Origin of the sequence: Subsaximicrobium wynnwilliamsii (assembly GCF_007997225.1) — a bacterium.
In the GTDB taxonomy this organism is placed as follows: domain Bacteria; phylum Bacteroidota; class Bacteroidia; order Flavobacteriales; family Flavobacteriaceae; genus Psychroserpens; species Psychroserpens wynnwilliamsii.
On the sequence record NZ_VORM01000028.1, the window covers coordinates 1 to 17,289 of the forward strand.

At 39.2% G+C, this 17,289-nt stretch carries 15 protein-coding genes; 5 read left to right on the plus strand and 10 right to left on the minus strand.

Going from position 1 to position 17,289, the window contains the following annotated elements; translation table 11 throughout:
• Window positions 1-848 precede the first annotated feature (848 nt).
• Both ESY88_RS17460 and ESY88_RS17465 read right to left on the minus strand, forming a co-directional pair.
• Window positions 849-1,001: a YqaE/Pmp3 family membrane protein gene (locus tag ESY88_RS17460; protein ID WP_147085857.1), complete on the minus strand. Its 153-nt coding sequence runs from the start codon at window positions 999-1,001 to the stop codon at window positions 849-851.
• Between the two features lie 39 nt (window positions 1,002-1,040).
• Entirely contained in the window at window positions 1,041-2,081 is a 1,041-nt protein-coding gene (locus ESY88_RS17465) for a hypothetical protein (RefSeq protein ID WP_147085858.1), read from the minus strand.
• A 460-nt stretch (window positions 2,082-2,541) separates the two neighbouring features.
• Between ESY88_RS17465 and ESY88_RS17470 the strand changes: the two genes are divergently transcribed.
• Both ESY88_RS17470 and ESY88_RS17475 read left to right on the plus strand, forming a co-directional pair.
• The gene (locus tag ESY88_RS17470) at window positions 2,542-2,904 is read left to right on the plus strand and encodes a hypothetical protein (protein WP_147085859.1); all 363 of its coding nucleotides are present in this window, start codon (window positions 2,542-2,544) and stop codon (window positions 2,902-2,904) included.
• A 429-nt stretch (window positions 2,905-3,333) separates the two neighbouring features.
• Window positions 3,334-4,863: a SulP family inorganic anion transporter gene (locus ESY88_RS17475; protein ID WP_147085860.1), complete on the plus strand. Its 1,530-nt coding sequence runs from the start codon at window positions 3,334-3,336 to the stop codon at window positions 4,861-4,863.
• 602 nt (window positions 4,864-5,465) lie between these two features.
• Here the strand turns inward: ESY88_RS17475 and ESY88_RS17480 are convergent.
• From ESY88_RS17480 to ESY88_RS17500, 5 genes are all read right to left on the minus strand, one after another.
• Complete coding sequence (locus tag ESY88_RS17480; RefSeq protein WP_147085861.1) at window positions 5,466-5,906, minus strand: hypothetical protein; 441 nt, start codon at window positions 5,904-5,906, stop codon at window positions 5,466-5,468.
• A 15-nt stretch (window positions 5,907-5,921) separates the two neighbouring features.
• Window positions 5,922-6,617, minus strand: coding sequence for a type 1 glutamine amidotransferase domain-containing protein (locus ESY88_RS17485; RefSeq protein WP_223270875.1), 696 nt, complete (start codon window positions 6,615-6,617; stop codon window positions 5,922-5,924).
• Between the two features lie 24 nt (window positions 6,618-6,641).
• Entirely contained in the window at window positions 6,642-7,250 is a 609-nt protein-coding gene (locus ESY88_RS17490; protein WP_147085862.1) for a DUF1989 domain-containing protein, read from the minus strand.
• 5 nt (window positions 7,251-7,255) lie between these two features.
• A complete protein-coding gene (gene gntA / locus ESY88_RS17495; RefSeq protein WP_147085863.1) occupies window positions 7,256-7,915 on the minus strand; it encodes a guanitoxin biosynthesis heme-dependent pre-guanitoxin N-hydroxylase GntA in 660 nt (219 codons plus the stop codon).
• Window positions 7,916-8,267: 352 nt separating this feature from the next.
• Window positions 8,268-10,400 carry a catalase gene (locus ESY88_RS17500; protein ID WP_147085864.1) on the minus strand — a complete coding sequence of 711 codons (2,133 nt, stop codon included), beginning with the start codon at window positions 10,398-10,400 and terminating at the stop codon, window positions 8,268-8,270.
• 604 nt (window positions 10,401-11,004) lie between these two features.
• Between ESY88_RS17500 and ESY88_RS17505 the strand changes: the two genes are divergently transcribed.
• The 3 genes from ESY88_RS17505 to ESY88_RS17515 all read left to right on the plus strand — a co-directional run bounded on the left by ESY88_RS17505 (window position 11,005) and on the right by ESY88_RS17515 (window position 13,366).
• Window positions 11,005-11,205: a hypothetical protein gene (locus ESY88_RS17505; RefSeq protein WP_147085865.1), complete on the plus strand. Its 201-nt coding sequence runs from the start codon at window positions 11,005-11,007 to the stop codon at window positions 11,203-11,205.
• 11 nt (window positions 11,206-11,216) lie between these two features.
• On the plus strand, window positions 11,217-12,161 hold the full coding sequence (locus tag ESY88_RS17510) for a helix-turn-helix domain-containing protein (RefSeq protein ID WP_147085866.1): 945 nt from the start codon (window positions 11,217-11,219) through the stop codon (window positions 12,159-12,161).
• Between the two features lie 719 nt (window positions 12,162-12,880).
• Window positions 12,881-13,366: a YciE/YciF ferroxidase family protein gene (locus ESY88_RS17515; RefSeq protein WP_147085867.1), complete on the plus strand. Its 486-nt coding sequence runs from the start codon at window positions 12,881-12,883 to the stop codon at window positions 13,364-13,366.
• 212 nt (window positions 13,367-13,578) lie between these two features.
• Here ESY88_RS17515 and ESY88_RS17520 read toward each other — a convergent pair whose 3' ends face one another.
• The 3 genes from ESY88_RS17520 to ligD all read right to left on the minus strand — a co-directional run bounded on the left by ESY88_RS17520 (window position 13,579) and on the right by ligD (window position 17,289).
• Window positions 13,579-13,863: a hypothetical protein gene (locus ESY88_RS17520; RefSeq protein WP_147085868.1), complete on the minus strand. Its 285-nt coding sequence runs from the start codon at window positions 13,861-13,863 to the stop codon at window positions 13,579-13,581.
• A 115-nt stretch (window positions 13,864-13,978) separates the two neighbouring features.
• Complete coding sequence (locus tag ESY88_RS17525; RefSeq protein WP_147085869.1) at window positions 13,979-14,539, minus strand: DUF421 domain-containing protein; 561 nt, start codon at window positions 14,537-14,539, stop codon at window positions 13,979-13,981.
• A 317-nt stretch (window positions 14,540-14,856) separates the two neighbouring features.
• Window positions 14,857-17,289 carry a DNA ligase D gene (gene ligD / locus ESY88_RS17530; RefSeq protein WP_147085870.1) on the minus strand — a complete coding sequence of 811 codons (2,433 nt, stop codon included), beginning with the start codon at window positions 17,287-17,289 and terminating at the stop codon, window positions 14,857-14,859.

Sequence of the window (17,289 nt, forward strand, 5' to 3'; positions counted from 1 at the left end):
CAGATTTGTTCTTTCTGACACATCACGAATGTACAATTGAATAGCTCAATTGCGTGTCGTCTCAACAGCTTTCATGCCTTTTTAGCGCAGCATCTAGCGCCGTTTTTTATCCCTTATAATGATAAGCAGGATAAGTAGGTGTTTTTTCTGCGTCAATCTGCGATATCTGCGGGAGCATTATTCATGCGCTTCAGTTGGTTTCCCTTAGATTGCGCAGATCTTCGCAGATTTTTGCTTTCTGATAAAATAAGCAGGTGTACTTTTCTGCGCCAATCTGCGATATCTGCGGGAACTATTTCCCATACGTTTCGGTTTATGTCCCTCGGATTGCGCAGATCTTCGCAGATTTGTTCTTTCTGACACATCACGAATGTACAATTGAATAGCTCAATTGCGTGTCGTCTCAACAGCTTTCATGCCTTTTTAGCGCAGCATCTAGCGCCGTTTTTTATCCATTATAATGATAAGCAGGATAAGTAGGTGTTTTTTCTGCGTCAATCTGCGACATCTGCGGGAGCTATTTCCCATGCGTTTCGGTTTATATCCCTCGGATTACGCAGATCTTCGCAAATTTTTGCTTTCTGATAAAATAAGCAGGTGTACTTTTCTGCGTCAATCTGTGATATCTGCGGGAACTATTTCCCATGCGTTTCGGTTTGTTTCCCGCGGATTGCGCAGATCTTCGCAGATTTGTTTCCCCAAAGCCTTGAACAAACAAATTTCCAAATTTTTCAAGACCCAAAATTCAGCGTTTGAAAACCTCAAATGTATTCACAAAAAAAATCGACGTAAACAGTCTTTCTTGACTGTCTACGTCGAATATTATAAAAATGGATTGTTAGCCTAAATCAATCATTAACGATGAACGCGTGAATCACCCCCGGTATCCAGCCTATCAAGGTTAATAAGATATTTAGAAAAAATGCACCACCCAATCCTTTTTTCATGAAGACTGCTAAAGGTGGTAATAAAATACTGAGAATTATTGTTAGTATTGACATAGTTTAAATTTTATTATAGTTAATAATTAAAAATTGAATTTACATGTGTTGCTCATCCTGCAAATCTTGGTTGCGCTCTTCGATGACGCCCAATTTTGGCGCTCCGGTGGCTCCTCCAAAAAAGGCAGCGAGTGCACCCAATAATAGCATGAAAAATAGATAAATACTGGCAGTGCCTAGAGCATCAGACACCTCTTCGCTAGCTTTCAATGCTTGCTCTTTGGCTTCTGCATAGGTCTCTTCAATTTCGGTGATCGCCTTATCAATCTTGGTTTCCCACTTAGTGATCACACCGTTGATTTCTTCATCTGAAAGCGCGGTGTTTTCAGTCAAATAATCTTTCAATGTTTCCTTGTCAATATATTCTTGATTGCCTTCCACAGAAATATCCAAATCCCCGTTTCTATCAAGATTCACTGAGACATCATTGACAAAATCAGTTAGCGCGTCTTTCAAATCCAGCTCTTTGATCGCTTTTTGAGTTTCGGCTTTGGCTTCGTTGTATTCCGCTTTCACTTCAGATTTGCTGCCTTCAGGAATAAGGTTATATTCTTGAGCAGTTTCCAAAATTTGGTAGATTTCATCCTTCACACCTTGAATGGTAGTGTCGGTTCCTGATTGGGTTGCATCTTGCGCTTTCTTCATATTTACGACCACCTCTTTGGCACTATCGCCGCCAAAAACCGAAGATACCAGTGAGCCCATGCCACTAAAAATACTTCCAGTGATTGAAGTCACAATAAAAATGGATACCAACAGATAAGCTCCCCAGGCCAGGAAACCGTGGATGCCACCATCGGCTCCGCTTGGCAATCCAGCCGCTCTTGCCGCTATTAAACCACCAACAAACAATGCAGCTAAGTTGGATAAGACCCACCATACGATGGTGCCAATGCCCAAGCCTGAAAAAGGCTGTGCCTCGGTCAATGGATCAATGGAATTAAGCCCTAGGCCCAATCCCAGTAAATTGAGTAGAAAAGAAATGGTGATCGCCGTCAAGGCACCTGCCAAAACACCTCCCCAAGAAATCCTTGAGATTCTGTTTTTGGCGTAGTTTAAATGTGTAGAGACGTTTTTCATAAAATTGATTTTAAGTTAATAGTTATTGGTTTAATTGTACCAAATAATATACGCAGCGGTATATGGAATGCATGACTCAAAAAAATTTAATATTATCCTTATAAATTATCAGTGCACTCTACACAGCTCAAATTGGTTTTTGCGAATCACAGCTTTAAAGTGCATGCCTTAGTTGGAAATAACGCCAATTTTTGAAGTCTTGATGATTGGGTTTTTAATAATTCGTTTAAAGCAAAAAATAATAAGCTTAGCGTTAAGAGACGCTTAGGTTCTTCATTAACTTGGGCTTAGAATGCCACAATCACTAAACAAGTGGTATGGAAAACTTTTCGCAAAGAAAACCGTATATGCTTAAAAGGGATAAAAACATTGTTGTTGCAACTAAAGCCAATCTATGTTGCTTAATGACTCAATACGAAACGTCAAAGCAGCAGGCTTGCCCAAATTAATTATAAGGACTATGAAAACTATAAATGACTTAGAAGAGAAAGTCTTGTTTTTTCAAGATGCCTTAAACGACCGTAATTTTAAAGCAGCCAAGAGAAGTTTACATCCCAATTTTTTATATCAGAGCTTACTGGGTATAGAAAAAGGCGGTTCAAATTATATTGATATTCTTAAAACCAGTTATAGAACTTACCATTTGCTTAAAATTTTTTCAAACAGAGATTCTGTATGCTCAATTTATGAGCTGAAAATCCCTGAACAAAAAAACACCATTGTTTGTGCACTCTATGGGTTTCGAGAGAATAAAATTGCCACCTTACAGCTTTTCCAGAATCTATTGACATCCGTTAAGATAAAAAGCGAAGATGAAGCATGAGTTGTGAAAGCCTATCGACAGGATCGTATTGAATGCTATGCGACGCTCCAAACAACATTAGCGTTTTGGAAGCAGAAAGCTGGATTCTAATTCTACATCGGTCTACTTTATGAAAAGCATCGCAATTGCAAGAGCTGACTTTCAGTTTTTTAACTGATCATAGATGATCAAATCTCATCTTGTTTGAGCACTTCCACCAATGTGTTTTCATCGACGTTACCAACCACTGGCTTTTTTATTCAGAAATTGTGTTACTTTTGCAACTTCTCAAAATGGCGAATACAATCACAACATACAGTTTCAATCTCCCTGCGCTTACTCCGCCCTGAAATCTACTGCGCGCTCATGCTTACCTTTTATAGGAAGCTTACTCATCAATTTATTAAAACCTATTTTATCAAATGGCAATCCATTTGAAATGCTATTATTATGAAAAAATATTTGAACTTATTCGATTTTAAACAAAAAGTAAATTATAAGACAGAAGTTTTATCTGGCCTAACTGTGGCTTTAGCTTTAATTCCTGAGGCAGTAGCATTCGCATTAATAGCAGGTTTATCTCCATTAACAGGGCTTTATGCAGCGTTTGTTATGGGATTGATTACCTCAATTTTTGGTGGACGCCCCGGAATGATTTCTGGTGCTACCGGCGCCGTTGCCGTAGTCATTGTTGCCTTGGCAATTTCTCACGGTCCTGAATATATATTTGCCACTGTAATATTGGCAGGTATCATTCAAATTTTAGCCGGTGTGTTGAGATTAGGAAAGCTGATGCGCTTGGTGCCGCATCCTGTGATTTTTGGCTTTGTGAATGGTTTGGCAATCATCATTTTTATGTCGCAACTTGACCAGTTCAAAGATGCTTCAGGTAGTTGGTTAACAGGTCAATCGCTATACATACTGCTTGGTTTGGTACTTTTAACAATGCTCATCATTTGGGGATTGCCGAAGCTTACAAAAGCCATACCCTCTTCACTGGTTGCAATTTTAGCAATTTTCGCAATTGTGGTCGGGTTTGGGATTGACACTAAAACGGTTGGCGATATCGCCTCCATACAAGGAGGTTTTCCACCATTCCATATACCAAATGTGCCGTTCAATTTTGAAACTCTGGCTTTGATATTTCCTTACGCAGCGATTATGGCTGGTGTGGGATTGATTGAGAGTTTGTTAACCCTAAACATAATTGACGAAATCACAGAGACCCGAGGTAGAGGAAACAAGGAAGCCGTAGCTCAAGGTGTTGCCAATATGTTGTCTGGTGTATTTTCTGGAATGGGTGGCTGTGCCATGTTAGGTCAAAGTCTTATCAATGTTTCCAATGGGGCGAGGGCGCGACTTTCTGGTATAGTTGCATCTGTGGCATTACTATTATTTGTGATGTTTGGTGCTGGTCTCATTGAACAATTGCCAATGGCTGCACTTACGGGCTTGATGATTATGGTTGCTGTTGGAACGTTTGAATGGGCTAGTTTGAAAACGTTTAACAAAATGCCTAAATCAGACATTTTCGTGATGGTTGTTGTAACTCTGGTAACTGTTGTGCTACACAATTTGGCTTTGGCTGTCATTGTTGGGGTCATTATAGCTGCATTGGTTTTTGCCTGGGATAACGCAAAACGTATTCGTGCAAGAAAATCAATTGATGACCAAGGCATAAAGCATTATGAAATATATGGACCACTGTTTTTTGGTTCGGTTACGCTGTTCAATGAAAAATTTGATGTGCTTAACGACCCTGAAGAAATCATCATTGATTTTAAAGAAAGCCGGGTTGTTGATATGTCGGCTATTGAAGCACTGAATAAACTAACCGAACGCTACTCTAAACTGAACAAAAAAGTGCACTTGAGACATCTAAGTTCTGATTGTAAAAATTTACTGAGAAATGCCGATAAAATCATTGACGTCAATGTTTTGGAAGACCCTAGTTATAAAGTCGTAGTCGATAAGGTTTGATATCTACGTAACATTGCTTAATGCCTCTGCTCATTGGCTAACAGCCTGTACAAATTAATTCTGCTTTAGCGACTGAGTGTTCTTATTGCTGAAAATTGCATCCCTAAACCCGTTAAACAGGAATAAAATGGTGACTTCCTAAGGACGGCTCTTATGCTCTGAACCAATAATTAATATCCATTATTGCCTAATTACTGTAATTTGCGTAACTACCTCTTCTGGTTTAGTAAGCGATGCTATGGATTGTATTTTCTAAGCATAGCATAAAGGTTTTTTGACCTAAAGTAATTTTTAAGGATGAAGGCAAAAAAAAAGCTTAGGATTTAAACGTTTCATGCCTTAACTATTTCACATTTTATGGGTGTGACATGATTAATAAAGGATTACAGCCATCAAACCAAGAAAGCTTAACGGGCAACAAATAGAGGCTGAAGTAAAGGAAATACATTGTTACCTTGCCCGAAATCTCAAAAATGATGAATTGATAATCAAAAGTCCATGAAATTATGAACTCCAATGCGGATGAAAATTTAATATATCAGTAAAATCCTGCTGACACGAAAAACGTCTGAAAGTAATTTGAAGGGGTCTTTTTCATGCTGCTATTGAAACCAAAAGTAAGACAGCAAGGCCAAAAAACTGAAAACCAGATGGGCAAAATACAAATGCACATAATAATGAAGATAGTTGAACTCAAATTCATCACGAATGGTTTTGAACATAAACATCCAACCAACAATGCCTAGAACTCCCAAACCAGAGCCAAATAAGAAAGCCCACAAAAAGTTTCGCTCTAAACCAGTAAAAAGCCATAGTATTTCATAAACTCCCAAAAAGACTGCACCTAAAAGAATATGGGACAACCAACCTATTTTGTAGGCGTTTACAGCTATTGAGTCGTTATTTGAATTTGAAGCAATAATTAGCGAAAGCAATGCTGGTTCTCTAAATTGATTTTTGCTCATGCGGCTCCAAACAGCGCTAAAAAGTGTCATGCCCACAGTAGCGATAAACCATGCCACTAAAAAAGTAATCAAGGTCATTTCATTTTTTTTTAATCAAGAATCCGTTCGTGCTTCCAACAGTTCTATCAGCGTTTTTGCTGCAGGCACAGCCGAAAGCGGGTTTTGACCTGTGATTAGCAATCCATCTTGTTCTACATGGGATGAAAAAGGAATTACGGCATTATGATAGTCACCACCCAGCCAAACCAGTCTGTTTTCAACGGTAAATGGGATGTTGTTTTCTCTAAAAACCAATTTCTCCTCAGCATCTGAAAATCCTGTAACACGTTTACCTTTCAATATCGCAGGCTCCAATTCTACAGCCTTAATCAACGCGGCTGGTCCATGGCAAACCGCCGCAATGGGTTTTTTCTGTTTATAAAAATCCAAAATTAACTGACCACAGATATCACTATTGGCCAAATCAAATAGGGGGCCATGACCACCAGGAAAGAATACCGCATCAAACTCTGATGCTTCAACCTCCTCTAGCAATCGTGTCTCGCTCAATGCTTTTTTGGCAACTTCATCTTCAGTAAATCGCCTGTTTGAGGCTGTGATATTCTCGGTCAACTTACTCAAAGGATCAATGGGAGGTTTCCCACCTAAAGGGCTGGCGAGCACAATCTCGTAGCCTTGATCTATAAACTCATAATAGGGATCTGCAAATTCACCAATCCATAAGCCGGTTTTGCTGTCTGTATTCATCAAATCTTGGTGCGAGGTCATTACCATTAAAATTCGTTTCATAAAATGTGTTTAAATTGATAATTGTTAGCGAGTTGTAGTTGCCTGTTCCTTAGTCACTAAAAAATGAATCGGTTTAAACGTACCAGCGTTGCTGTCTTCCGCCGAGCATGCTGTCAAGCCCACAATCAAGTCCATATGAGCTTTGAATCGAACCAAGTCACCAGCTTTAGAAGTTGGAGGCAAAACCTTCAATTTTCCCAATGCACTGAATTGAACATTCATAAAAATGTTGAATGCCGTGGGAATGGCATCCATATCAATTCCGTAGCTTTCTAGGTTTTGATGCAAATTCGTTAGGCAGCTAGGGTGTTCCTCTGGATTCTTGTACATTATTCTGAAAGTTTCTGCACTGCATGGTGCCAAAAGAATATCATTTCTTCCGTTGGTATCTTCTATAATTTCCATCATTTTGTGGGATCTATTACTCCACAAAAAATTACCTTCTGTCAACAGAATGCATTCCTCAAAATCCATGGTTTTCCCTGCTGAAATCTTTTCCCTTTGATCATCACTGTTAAAAAGAACCATATCGCTTACTTGCTGACCCATAGGATCTATTACTGTAAGGATGTCACCCTTATTCATTTTGAATGCTGCTCCCGTTTGAGGCTCTATTATTTTTGCCGTACTCATAAACCTTAATTTTTAAGATGAAAAGGGCAGCTCCAGTCTGCTTCAATAGTTCTGCCGCTATACTGTCTCGCTTCAGAATCTGATCCAAAATCCCTTAACACTGGATTGATGCTACCTTGCAATTTTTTGTCCCGACTTCGAATTCGTTTTTTCACAGTTTGGTAAGTACCCATCTCTCTTAATTTTTCAAATTGCCAATGCATATTAAAAACGATTGTACAATATGGGGCTCTTCTAGCTATTCTGGAACTGTTTGGATGCATTCCTACAATATAAAACGCAGTGCCCTTTAAACTGAAACTAAAGTGCGGACTCCCAGAATCATTACTTACACGGTTATCCCACCCCACATCATCAGCATTATGTAATTTTTGCAAAAATGTCCATAAGGCAGTTTCGAACGCCTTTTCGCAGTCAAAGTTATTGGTTTTAAAACATACCATCAACGATTCAAATTCATTCGAGTTGAAATCATAATGTTCCAAATACTCACTAATATCCTTTAAGATGGGTGTAATAATCTCATTAGAAGTTATATCCTCATAGATTTTCAAATGATATTTTTTCAGTTTAAAAACTGTATTTGCCATAATGCATGGATGCTTTTGCTTAATTATAAATTCTCGAAATTCTTTTTCGATATCTTGCTCATTTTCAATTTTCATAACTGTTTAATATTCTGTAGTGTTGTACTCTTATAATTTATTAAATAAGATCAAAAGTGCAATTTCATAGTCCGTCAGCTATTATTCCGCCATGCACTTACTGGGGGCTTATTTGAAAAAGGTTTCTATTTGCATCAAACAATCCAAGTTCCCAACCTTGTACTATCACTAAATGAGAGTACAATCACAACCATGCACCAAGCTGCAGGTGCTGCAATTTGCTGAGGATACTTTGCTTAAATCACTGTTCTCTTTTTTTGCAATGCAATGTCTTCCTTCGCATTTTGAGCGATAGAAGAAACTATGTCTACTAAAGCATAAAGTGCTAAATTGATAGACGGTGAAAATGGAATCAAACAGGGATTTTTTTAGCATTTTCCATCCGATTCCAGTTGCGATGTTTAGCGATGGCCTTTTTGAAATCCTGAGGCTTTGCATCGATAAAAATGGCTTCGTCCTCCTCGAAATCCAGCACATAAGTTTCTTCCAATAACTGTTTGGCTTCATGATCAACCGCAATGGCCTTACAATGTTTAAAGGCTTCATTGATGAACTTGATGAACTTTTTCTCTTTCATTAAAGCATCAATGGAGGCCTTCCCACCCGGAATATAAATAGCATCGTACAACACACTTTCAGTCGTGGCGATTGAGGCATCAACCTTGTGCTCCATCCCTTCGTCGCATTTGATTTGACCACCATGAGGCGCGATGATTTTTATCACGGCTGCTTCATTTTTCAGAACAGCGGTCATTTTCTTGAAATCGCTCATTGAGAATCCATCGCCCACCAAAACTGCGATTTGACGTGTGGCAATACTATCAAATTTGGTATTTGCCTGGCTCAAGGTTGGAGCATCATCCAAATAGTGAATCTTTTTTGATGGCTGAAATTTAGCCACATCAGCATCTGCTCCAATGGCTTGATTGAGCGGCTCCTCGATGGATTTCGGAATAGCAATGCCCAAGCCTTTGGCAACTTTTTTCGCAAGATCTTTATTGATCTTATCGATGATGTACAACATGCGCTCTTGAATGTGTTGGTGTGTGCATTTTCCCAATTCAAAGATGTAGGCTTCTTTCAGGTGTTCCTGTTCCCATTTGGCAAGACTTTGATAAAAGAGTGCCGGTTGCGAAAAATGGTCACTAAAACTGGCGCTTCTTCCCCTAATTTTTTTAGCGTCGATGCGCTCTTCATAACTGTGGAAGGCACCTTCTTCCATTTTGGCAAGATGCGGGCAGCCACCACCCAAACTGTTCGGGAAATAGGCGGTCTGACCTTTAGGTATCTCCATTTGCATTTGAGCATCACGTTGATTGTTATGCACATCAACAACAGGTCGATTTATGGGAATTTGATGAAAATTAGGGCTTCCCAATCGCGACAATTGCGTATCCCGATATGAAAACAATCGGCCTTGAAGCAATGGATCGTTGGTAAAATCGATCCCTGGTACAATGTGTCCAGGTAAAAAGGCCACCTGCTCAGTTTCCGCAAAAAAGTTCTCAGGATTGCGATTTAAAGTCATTTTGCCTATAAGTTGTACAGGAACCATTTCCTCAGGAATGAGCTTGGTGGGATCCAGCAAATCGAAATCAAATTTATGTTCGTCTTCCTGTGGCACAATTTGAATGCCCAATTCCCATTCAGGAAACTGCCCACTTTCTATGGCATCCCAAAGGTCGCGACGGTGAAAATCACTATCGGCACCACTTATCTTGACGGCTTCATCCCAAGTCACGGAATGCACACCCAACTTTGGTTTCCAATGAAATTTCACAAAATGGGATTCGCCTTTGTCATTTATGAGTCTGAAGGTATGGATTCCAAAACCCTCCATCATTCTCAAACTACGCGGGATTGCCCGATCACTCATCAACCATATTTGATTGTGCATTGTTTCTGTGGTACGTGAAACAAAATCGTAAAAGGTGTCATGCGCAGAAGCTGCTTGCGGGATTTCCTTATTCGGTTCAGGCTTGACCGCATGTATTAAATCTGGAAATTTGATGGCATCTTGAATGAAAAATATTGGCATATTATTGCCCACCAAATCCCAAGTACCTTCTTCAGTGTAAAATTTTACAGCAAAACCTCGAACGTCCCTTGCAAGATCGGTAGAGCCTTTAGAACCTGCCACGGTTGAGAACCGGGCAAACACTGGTGTTTTTCTTGTGGTATCTGTAAAAATACCTGCCTTGCTGTATTGCTCAATACTATCATAAAGCTCAAAATAACCGTGTGCACCGCTACCCCTTGCGTGCACGATACGCTCTGGAATGCGCTCATGATCAAAACTGCTAATCTTTTCCCTCAGTAAAAAGTCCTCTAAGAGCGTGGAACCTCGTTCGCCAGACTTGAGAGAATTATTGGTGTCGTTGACTTTCAAGCCCTGATTGGTGGTAAGGGTCTTGTTCTCATAATCTTTTTCAAACTTTTTGAGGTCCGCAGTTTTCTTGTTCTTGTCGTTAGATGTTTTACTCATGATTGCTGTGTATTTTGTTAGTAACGGTTAAACCGCTAGGCTTTTGAATTAAGCGAAGATTGTATAGCCCAAGGTTACAAGGTCAAAATTGAGCATTTTTTGAAATCCACATTTGTTCTATTGAATCAAATAGTTGTTTTAAAAAAATAACAGAGAACCATCATGATTGTGAAAATAAAGCAATGTGATTACGCTATTTCAAAAACCACTGAAATTTCAATAAACACACTAAGGCAACTCTAGAATTTTCACATCATCAACTTCGATATGCTGTAAAATTCAAAATATTTGAAGGAGGACTCAGCGCCATTGATAATAGTGGCAATTGTAGCTACAGCGATATTAAACATTGGGTTTTCGCAATCTCATGAAAGGATTGGCAAGTGGTGTAGGTCACATCAATTTATTAGACTTGTATAGACAAGCTTTGGTCTTTATACGCATTTCATAGATAAAAACACTCCCTCAAAAACCAAAAATCGCTTTGACGCAATCGACACAAAAGCTATTGTTATCGAAATGCGTCAATTCTCCATTCAAAAACGCCATGGGCGCTTGATTAAAAAAGCTAGTTTTACCCTAACATATATAATATCACATATTTATGGCATCAAATTTAGCAAATCCCAGTAGGATGAAAATCAAGGCCAATACCGTTTTTATATACATAGGCCTGTTCATTACAAGTTATATCATTTTATTCTTTGATTTTTTTATTGGCTTCTTAATACAGCTCGTACTCCTCATATTTGGAATTGTATTAGCGCTTAATATTTTGATCAACCATTTGAAATCCAACATCTAAAACCCTCAACCATGGAACATCCTCTTTCACATTCTAATTTGTCACAGATGAGCCCTTTTGATTATTCTGTAAGATCTAAAGTACAGTCCTATAACATCTCGCACAATATTGTATTGATGGAACTATGCTTTGACGCCGAGGAACAATGCGAACTTAAATTGAATGAACAAGGACAGGAATGCATGTATTTTGTCTACAACCTTGAAAGCAGTTTGTTGATTTCGTTTGAAAATGGCGAGAAGTCCAGCCTAAAGCCGTTTCAAAGCGCAGTACTTTATGATAAAAACACAAGAACTGCCAGGCTTCAGTTTCAGTCTGGAGATGCTCATAATCTGTGCCTTCTGAAAATGATCAAATCGAAACATCCTGAAAAAAATGGACTTTATCATCAATTGGAACAATCGTTTAAGGGACTGAATAAGCAGCAGCGCTTTGTGTATATTGGCGCTGCCAATTTACAGATTTGCGACTACATTAGGAAACTCCTAAAATTGGACAAAGAATCATTGAGCAATAATTTAATGGCGGCCAGCTACATTTATATGGTCATGAGTTTAAAACTTGGTGATTATATGGAGGCTTTGAAAAAGCCAAAAGTGGTAAGCATGCTGTCTTTGAAAGAGCTTCAGCACATCCAAAAATTAAGCGACCAAATCATTGAAGCCCCAGAAAACCAATATACCATAGAAGACTTATGCATGAGCTCTGGCCTCACGGTAGCCAAATTGCAGCAGGGCTTCAAAGACATGCACAATCGTACCGTTGCCAATTTCATCACTTATATTCGTTTGGTTAAGGCTGAAGAATTGATCAAGACCACCGATCTCAATATCTCAGAAATCGTGTATAGCATTGGATGGACCAGCCGAAGCTATTTTTGTAAGATTTTCAAAAGGCATTTTAAATGCACCCCAAAATCTTACAAACAAAAAATCAAGGTGGCTGTTACTGCTTAATTTTTAGATTACTAAAGGCAACATTTTAGATTCTAGCCTTCAACACTTTAAACCTCTATGCCGTTTTGCAATAGTATTGATATCACTAGATTATGCTGCGCTTTTAGTTTAAGGACTTTGTTAGAATCAGTGTTCAAACTCGATTTATGTAAAAGGTAACTTTTGATGAGCAAATACTTTAAACCTTATTTTTCTACCAAAGATTGGGTGGTTTGATTTTTTTCAACCGCCGTATTATGGACTGTCAAAGCAGCTGCACACTTCCTTGACAAAAAAGACTGCCACACTCCTACCGATACCACTACCACCAATTGTAATGAGTGCGATTTTAGGTTTCAGTATCTCTAAGCCTTTATAACTGCAGGTAATGACTTTAGGTTTGGCGGTAGCTTTGATTCTTGCCCTGTTTTGATCTTGTTCTTGAAATCATCCTGGCTATTTCCTCAGATGTCAATTAATTATGTATCGAATGCGATAGAAGAGTACTTAGCAAAAAATCGATCGCAAATGGCAAAGTACAATCCTAAAAACTGTTGCTCCTCATATCTAGGAACTCATCGGCAGGTCTTCAAAAAAGCCAAAACAGAATGCAGAGGCGAAACTATAAAGCTCCTGGAAATCTCCTTTTTTTTGCAATCGATTTTAGTCGTTTTGCACACCTTTCAAATTTAGTAAACAGTTAAATTTATAATCAATTTAAAACCATTAAATAAATAGATATGAAAACCTTAGAAGATTTATTTGAGCACCAATTAAAGGATTTGTATAGTGCAGAGACACAACTAATCGAAGCCATTCCTAAAATGGTCAAACATGCAAAAGATTCAAAATTGAAAAAAGCTTTTGAAGACCATCTTGAGGAAACAAAGCAGCAAAAAACGCGACTTGAAGAGGTATGCAAAGCATTGGACATCGATCCTAAAGGCGAAACCTGTAAAGCCATGGAAGGCTTGGTCAAGGAAGCCGAGGGGTTCATCAAGGAAAAGAAAGATGACGATGTTACCAATGCGGGTTTGATTGCCGAGGCTCAACGTATTGAGCACTATGAAATTTCAGGTTATGGCACCGCCATTAGATACGCCAAAGAATTGGGACACAAGGAAATTGCCAAAAAACTGAAGAAAACTTTGGATGAAGAATATGGAGCAGACGACAAGCTAAATAAAATGGCTGAACAACGCTTAAACCGTGAGGCCATAGATTGATTCTAGATAGTAAATGAAATGAATAAAACCCGACCTGTTCGGGTTTTTTTGTATCTAATTGTGAGCGTTGGTCAAAACTGTTGAAACCCGTTGCTAAATTGAAGATCCCTAATAAATCTCAGGCATTCAAACACATAAGAACTCCTCTGTTTTTTTTTGGATGTGGCTCAGCCCAATGCATGAACTATACAAATAATCAATCTACCAAAAACTCAATAGTTGTTGTTTTTATCATTCTCTAAATGCCAGTTGCCAATGTCCTCATTTATTTGGTCACGACTGCGGTTGGTACTTTTGGCAACACGATTGGTCATACTGTCAAATTCTCCTTTCTCATAGTCCACATCTTCATCGGTCACATTGGGATGACGTCGGCGATAATTACTTTCAATTTCATTCCAACGACTTTCCAAATCGCGATTGGCCTCTTGGTTCTGCTTTTGATTGTTTTTCTTGTGGTCTTTACGATCTTTATGCTTCTGATTTTGATTATCCATGATTTATTGATTTATTGATTCGTGATTCCCTAAAAGTAATCTAATAAAAAACAGAATTTTTGTTCTAAAGCATTGAAATATAGCTCAAAGAAGTGATTTTGTGATGCATCTACAATTACCGTTGCACATCTTTGAGCAGCCAATCTTCAATCTCGTCATTACCGCTGTTATGGAGCACTACAATATTGCCGGTTGTTTCAAATATAACCGCTTTCACTTGAGACAATGCGGTAACATTTGACTCGCGTAATTTCGATCTCAAATCACCTTCCGTAACCCTTACCGCTTTCATATTTTCCGTTAATATGTTCCTGCCATCCATCAACAGGGTGGGTTGGTTATCGATGAGTTTTCTGAACCATTTGTACCGCCGCATAATGGCAGCCAAAAGTTGAAAGGCGTAAATTGAAGCCAGACCAGTTGCCCCCTCCAAAAAACTAACCGAATCTGATAATATAACGGTGGCGGTCATGGATCCCACAGCAACCGTCATTGCAAAGTCAAAACTGGATATTTTTGAAAAGCTGCGCTTCCCAAATAGTCGTGTGTATAGTATAATAACACTATAAATTCCCAAGGTTGATACCGCAATGAGAATTAGGGTTTTTGATGTTGTTGCGAACAACTTATCCAATAGATTTGAGGTGTCGCTGCTAAAAAAAATGGAATGAATCATCTTTAGGTGGTTTTTATATTCAATTTGAAGTTTGTTATCTGTAAATGCTGTGAAATTTTATCGGTTACAATTAGCGTTAAAACTATGTAATTTAGTGCATCTCGCTTCAGCTTCTAAAAATTTTACCACGAATTTTTCGAGTTCAATCGACTTTCAGTCTGCTTCAAGAAAACTATGGCGTGTTAGTCCTTATTTGGTTTAGTACATTACATGGCCTTACAATTAAGGCTTTCCCAGAATTTTTCGGGATTGATTCTAAAAGCGCAGCGCCTGCCTGCCGATAACCATAATCTCGATTCTTAACAGTCAACAAGCATTCAAAAACCAGTATTTAAAGCATCAATCGCCTCGCCCATTGCAATGCCTTCTTCTAGAATTCCTAGAAAGACGTCCTTGTTTTTAAGCATTCGTTTCGGCACGCTGTCTATTGTAAATTGTTCAACCTTTAAACCCGTTTTGACTTCCTCCCAATTTAACGGCGTTGAGACGGTTGCCAATGGTTTCGCTCTCAAACTATAAGCCGCAATAATGGTTTGCCCCTTGCGATTTTGCAAATAATCAAGATAGATCTTAGATCCCCGTTTTTTAAGCGACCGTTCCATGGTGGTCAATGTTGGCAATCTTTGTTGGATACAGAGGCAAACCAATTTTATAAAATCCCGCGCCTGCTCGTAATTATAAAGTCCGCCCATGGGCACATAAATATGCAAGCCAGATGCCCCTGAGGTCTTGCAAAAACTTTTGATTTTTGCCGATTTGAGAATGTCATGCGCCACTAAAGCGGTTTCTATGACTTCTTCAAAACTGTTTTCTTCTGAAGGATCTAAATCAATTATGGCATAATCGGGCTTATCCAACTGAAAAATGGTGGAGTGCCACGGATGCATTTCGATACATCCCAAATTGTTTAAAAATAGTAAACTGGCTTTATCCTGACATAGCGCATAGTCAATTCCCTTTTCCCCAGATTTGGAAATGATGTGGGTTTTTTCAATCCACGACGGAAAATCACTGGCATCCTTTTGATAGAATGGCTCGTGACTGACACCATTGGGATGACGCAGCAAACTTTCAGGGCGGTTTTTTAAAAACGGAAGGATATAAGGTGCCATTTTAATGTAGTAATCCAAAAGGTCATATTTGGTTTTGGGCAGGGATGGCCAATACAACTTGTCCACATGGCTTATGTTTAGGGATCGGGCATCCACATCCAGCGTGAATTCAGAGCTTACTTTTTTTGAATCTGAAATTTGGTCCAATGCCGATTCAGTTTGAGCGTCCACGTCCAACATCTTATCTTCACGTAACCTTAAAAAGACAGGATGCCGCATGACATTTGCACTGGTCCATTCAGCAAATTTGACTTCGCAGAGCAATTTCGGACGCAACCAAACCGCCGTTCTTCCTTTTAGATGTTTGGCGATCTTGAATACGGGTTCATCCCGAACCAGCAATTCAAATTTGTTATGCAGGTGTTTAAGTTGTTCCTCAGAAAAACCCGAGCCACAGGTGCCCACATAAACCAATCCATCTGTATTGATCATGCCTAAAATTAAGGCTCCAAAAGCTCTGCCTGCGCTTTTGGATAAAGTATAGCCACAGATTATGGCCTCTGTACTTTCAAATTTTTTAAATTTCAACCAGTTGGGAGAGCGATTATTGAGATCATATTCTGAATTTCCCTTTTTGGCAATAATACCTTCCATACCCATATCAACCGCTTTTTTATAAATGGCCGTTCCCATGGCTTCCACATGCTCACAATAAAAGACGTGATTTGATTTTGGAAGCAGTTCCTTCAGCAGTTGTTTACGATCCAACAAAGGCAAAGTGATGGTGTCATGCCCGTTGAGATGCAGCAGATCGAATACGTAATAAACCAGGCTGCCTTCCGAAGTAAGCGGATCGTAATTTTGCAAAGCCGAAAATTGCGGAATGCCCGCTTTATTCAAAAGCACAATTTCGCCGTCTAAAATGGCGTTGTGCTCAATAGTTGCCAAATCGGTCGCAATGCTTTTGAATTTTTGATTGAGGCTGATGCCATTACGGGTGTAAAGCGTAATTTTTGAATGCTGTAAATTGGCGAGCGCCCGGTAGCCGTCGTACTTCAATTCGTAAATCCAATTTTTATCATTGAAAATGGTCTTTCCTGGAGACGCCAACATGGGGTTGACCAAACTGTTAAGGCTCAAATTTGCAGCGTCTTGAGTTTTATTTTTTAAGTAGGTTTCATCAATGAAATTCTCTGCATCGTATTGGAGCGCTGTGGCAAATTCATCTTGGTGTTTTATGAGCAACCATTGGTTCTCTCTATTTTTTGACGATGAGCGCACTAAAGTAAAAATACCTCTTAGCTTTGAGCCGATTAAGGTAATTTTCAATTTACCAGCGGCATAAGCATTTGATAACCGTTCTTTCTCGTTATGATTTTTGTAGTGGCCTTCATCCCAAATATGCATCACTCCTGCTCCATAGTTTCCTTTTGGGATCACGCCCTCAAAATGCAGATAGGCGACTGGATGATCTTCGGTATGGATGGCCAATCGTTTGTCATTTGGATTCATGGAAGGTCCTTTTGGGATGGCCCAACTTTTAAGCACGCCCTCCAACTCCAATCTCAAATCGTAGTGCAAATGGCTGGCGCGATGCCGTTGAATCACAAACCTGAACCCATTCTCTGTGCTTTCTTCGTCTCTGGGTTCTGGCGTGTCATCAAAATTTCGTTTTCTGCGGTAATCACTTAAGCTCAT

Excerpts from the sequence above, each read along its gene's own strand:
- ESY88_RS17460 (WP_147085857.1), bottom strand. The coding sequence starts at position 1,001 with ATGTCAATACTAACAATAATTCTCAGTATTTTATTACCACCTTTAGCA.
- ESY88_RS17465 (WP_147085858.1), bottom strand. The coding sequence starts at position 2,081 with ATGAAAAACGTCTCTACACATTTAAACTACGCCAAAAACAGAATCTCA.
- ESY88_RS17470 (WP_147085859.1), top strand. The coding sequence starts at position 2,542 with ATGAAAACTATAAATGACTTAGAAGAGAAAGTCTTGTTTTTTCAAGAT.
- ESY88_RS17475 (WP_147085860.1), top strand. The coding sequence starts at position 3,334 with ATGAAAAAATATTTGAACTTATTCGATTTTAAACAAAAAGTAAATTAT.
- ESY88_RS17480 (WP_147085861.1), bottom strand. The coding sequence starts at position 5,906 with ATGACCTTGATTACTTTTTTAGTGGCATGGTTTATCGCTACTGTGGGC.
- ESY88_RS17485 (WP_223270875.1), bottom strand. The coding sequence starts at position 6,617 with ATGAAACGAATTTTAATGGTAATGACCTCGCACCAAGATTTGATGAAT.
- ESY88_RS17490 (WP_147085862.1), bottom strand. The coding sequence starts at position 7,250 with ATGAGTACGGCAAAAATAATAGAGCCTCAAACGGGAGCAGCATTCAAA.
- gntA (WP_147085863.1), bottom strand. The coding sequence starts at position 7,915 with ATGAAAATTGAAAATGAGCAAGATATCGAAAAAGAATTTCGAGAATTT.
- ESY88_RS17500 (WP_147085864.1), bottom strand. The coding sequence starts at position 10,400 with ATGAGTAAAACATCTAACGACAAGAACAAGAAAACTGCGGACCTCAAA.
- ESY88_RS17505 (WP_147085865.1), top strand. The coding sequence starts at position 11,005 with ATGGCATCAAATTTAGCAAATCCCAGTAGGATGAAAATCAAGGCCAAT.
- ESY88_RS17510 (WP_147085866.1), top strand. The coding sequence starts at position 11,217 with ATGGAACATCCTCTTTCACATTCTAATTTGTCACAGATGAGCCCTTTT.
- ESY88_RS17515 (WP_147085867.1), top strand. The coding sequence starts at position 12,881 with ATGAAAACCTTAGAAGATTTATTTGAGCACCAATTAAAGGATTTGTAT.
- ESY88_RS17520 (WP_147085868.1), bottom strand. The coding sequence starts at position 13,863 with ATGGATAATCAAAATCAGAAGCATAAAGATCGTAAAGACCACAAGAAA.
- ESY88_RS17525 (WP_147085869.1), bottom strand. The coding sequence starts at position 14,539 with ATGATTCATTCCATTTTTTTTAGCAGCGACACCTCAAATCTATTGGAT.
- ligD (WP_147085870.1), bottom strand. The coding sequence starts at position 17,289 with ATGAGCTTAAGTGATTACCGCAGAAAACGAAATTTTGATGACACGCCA.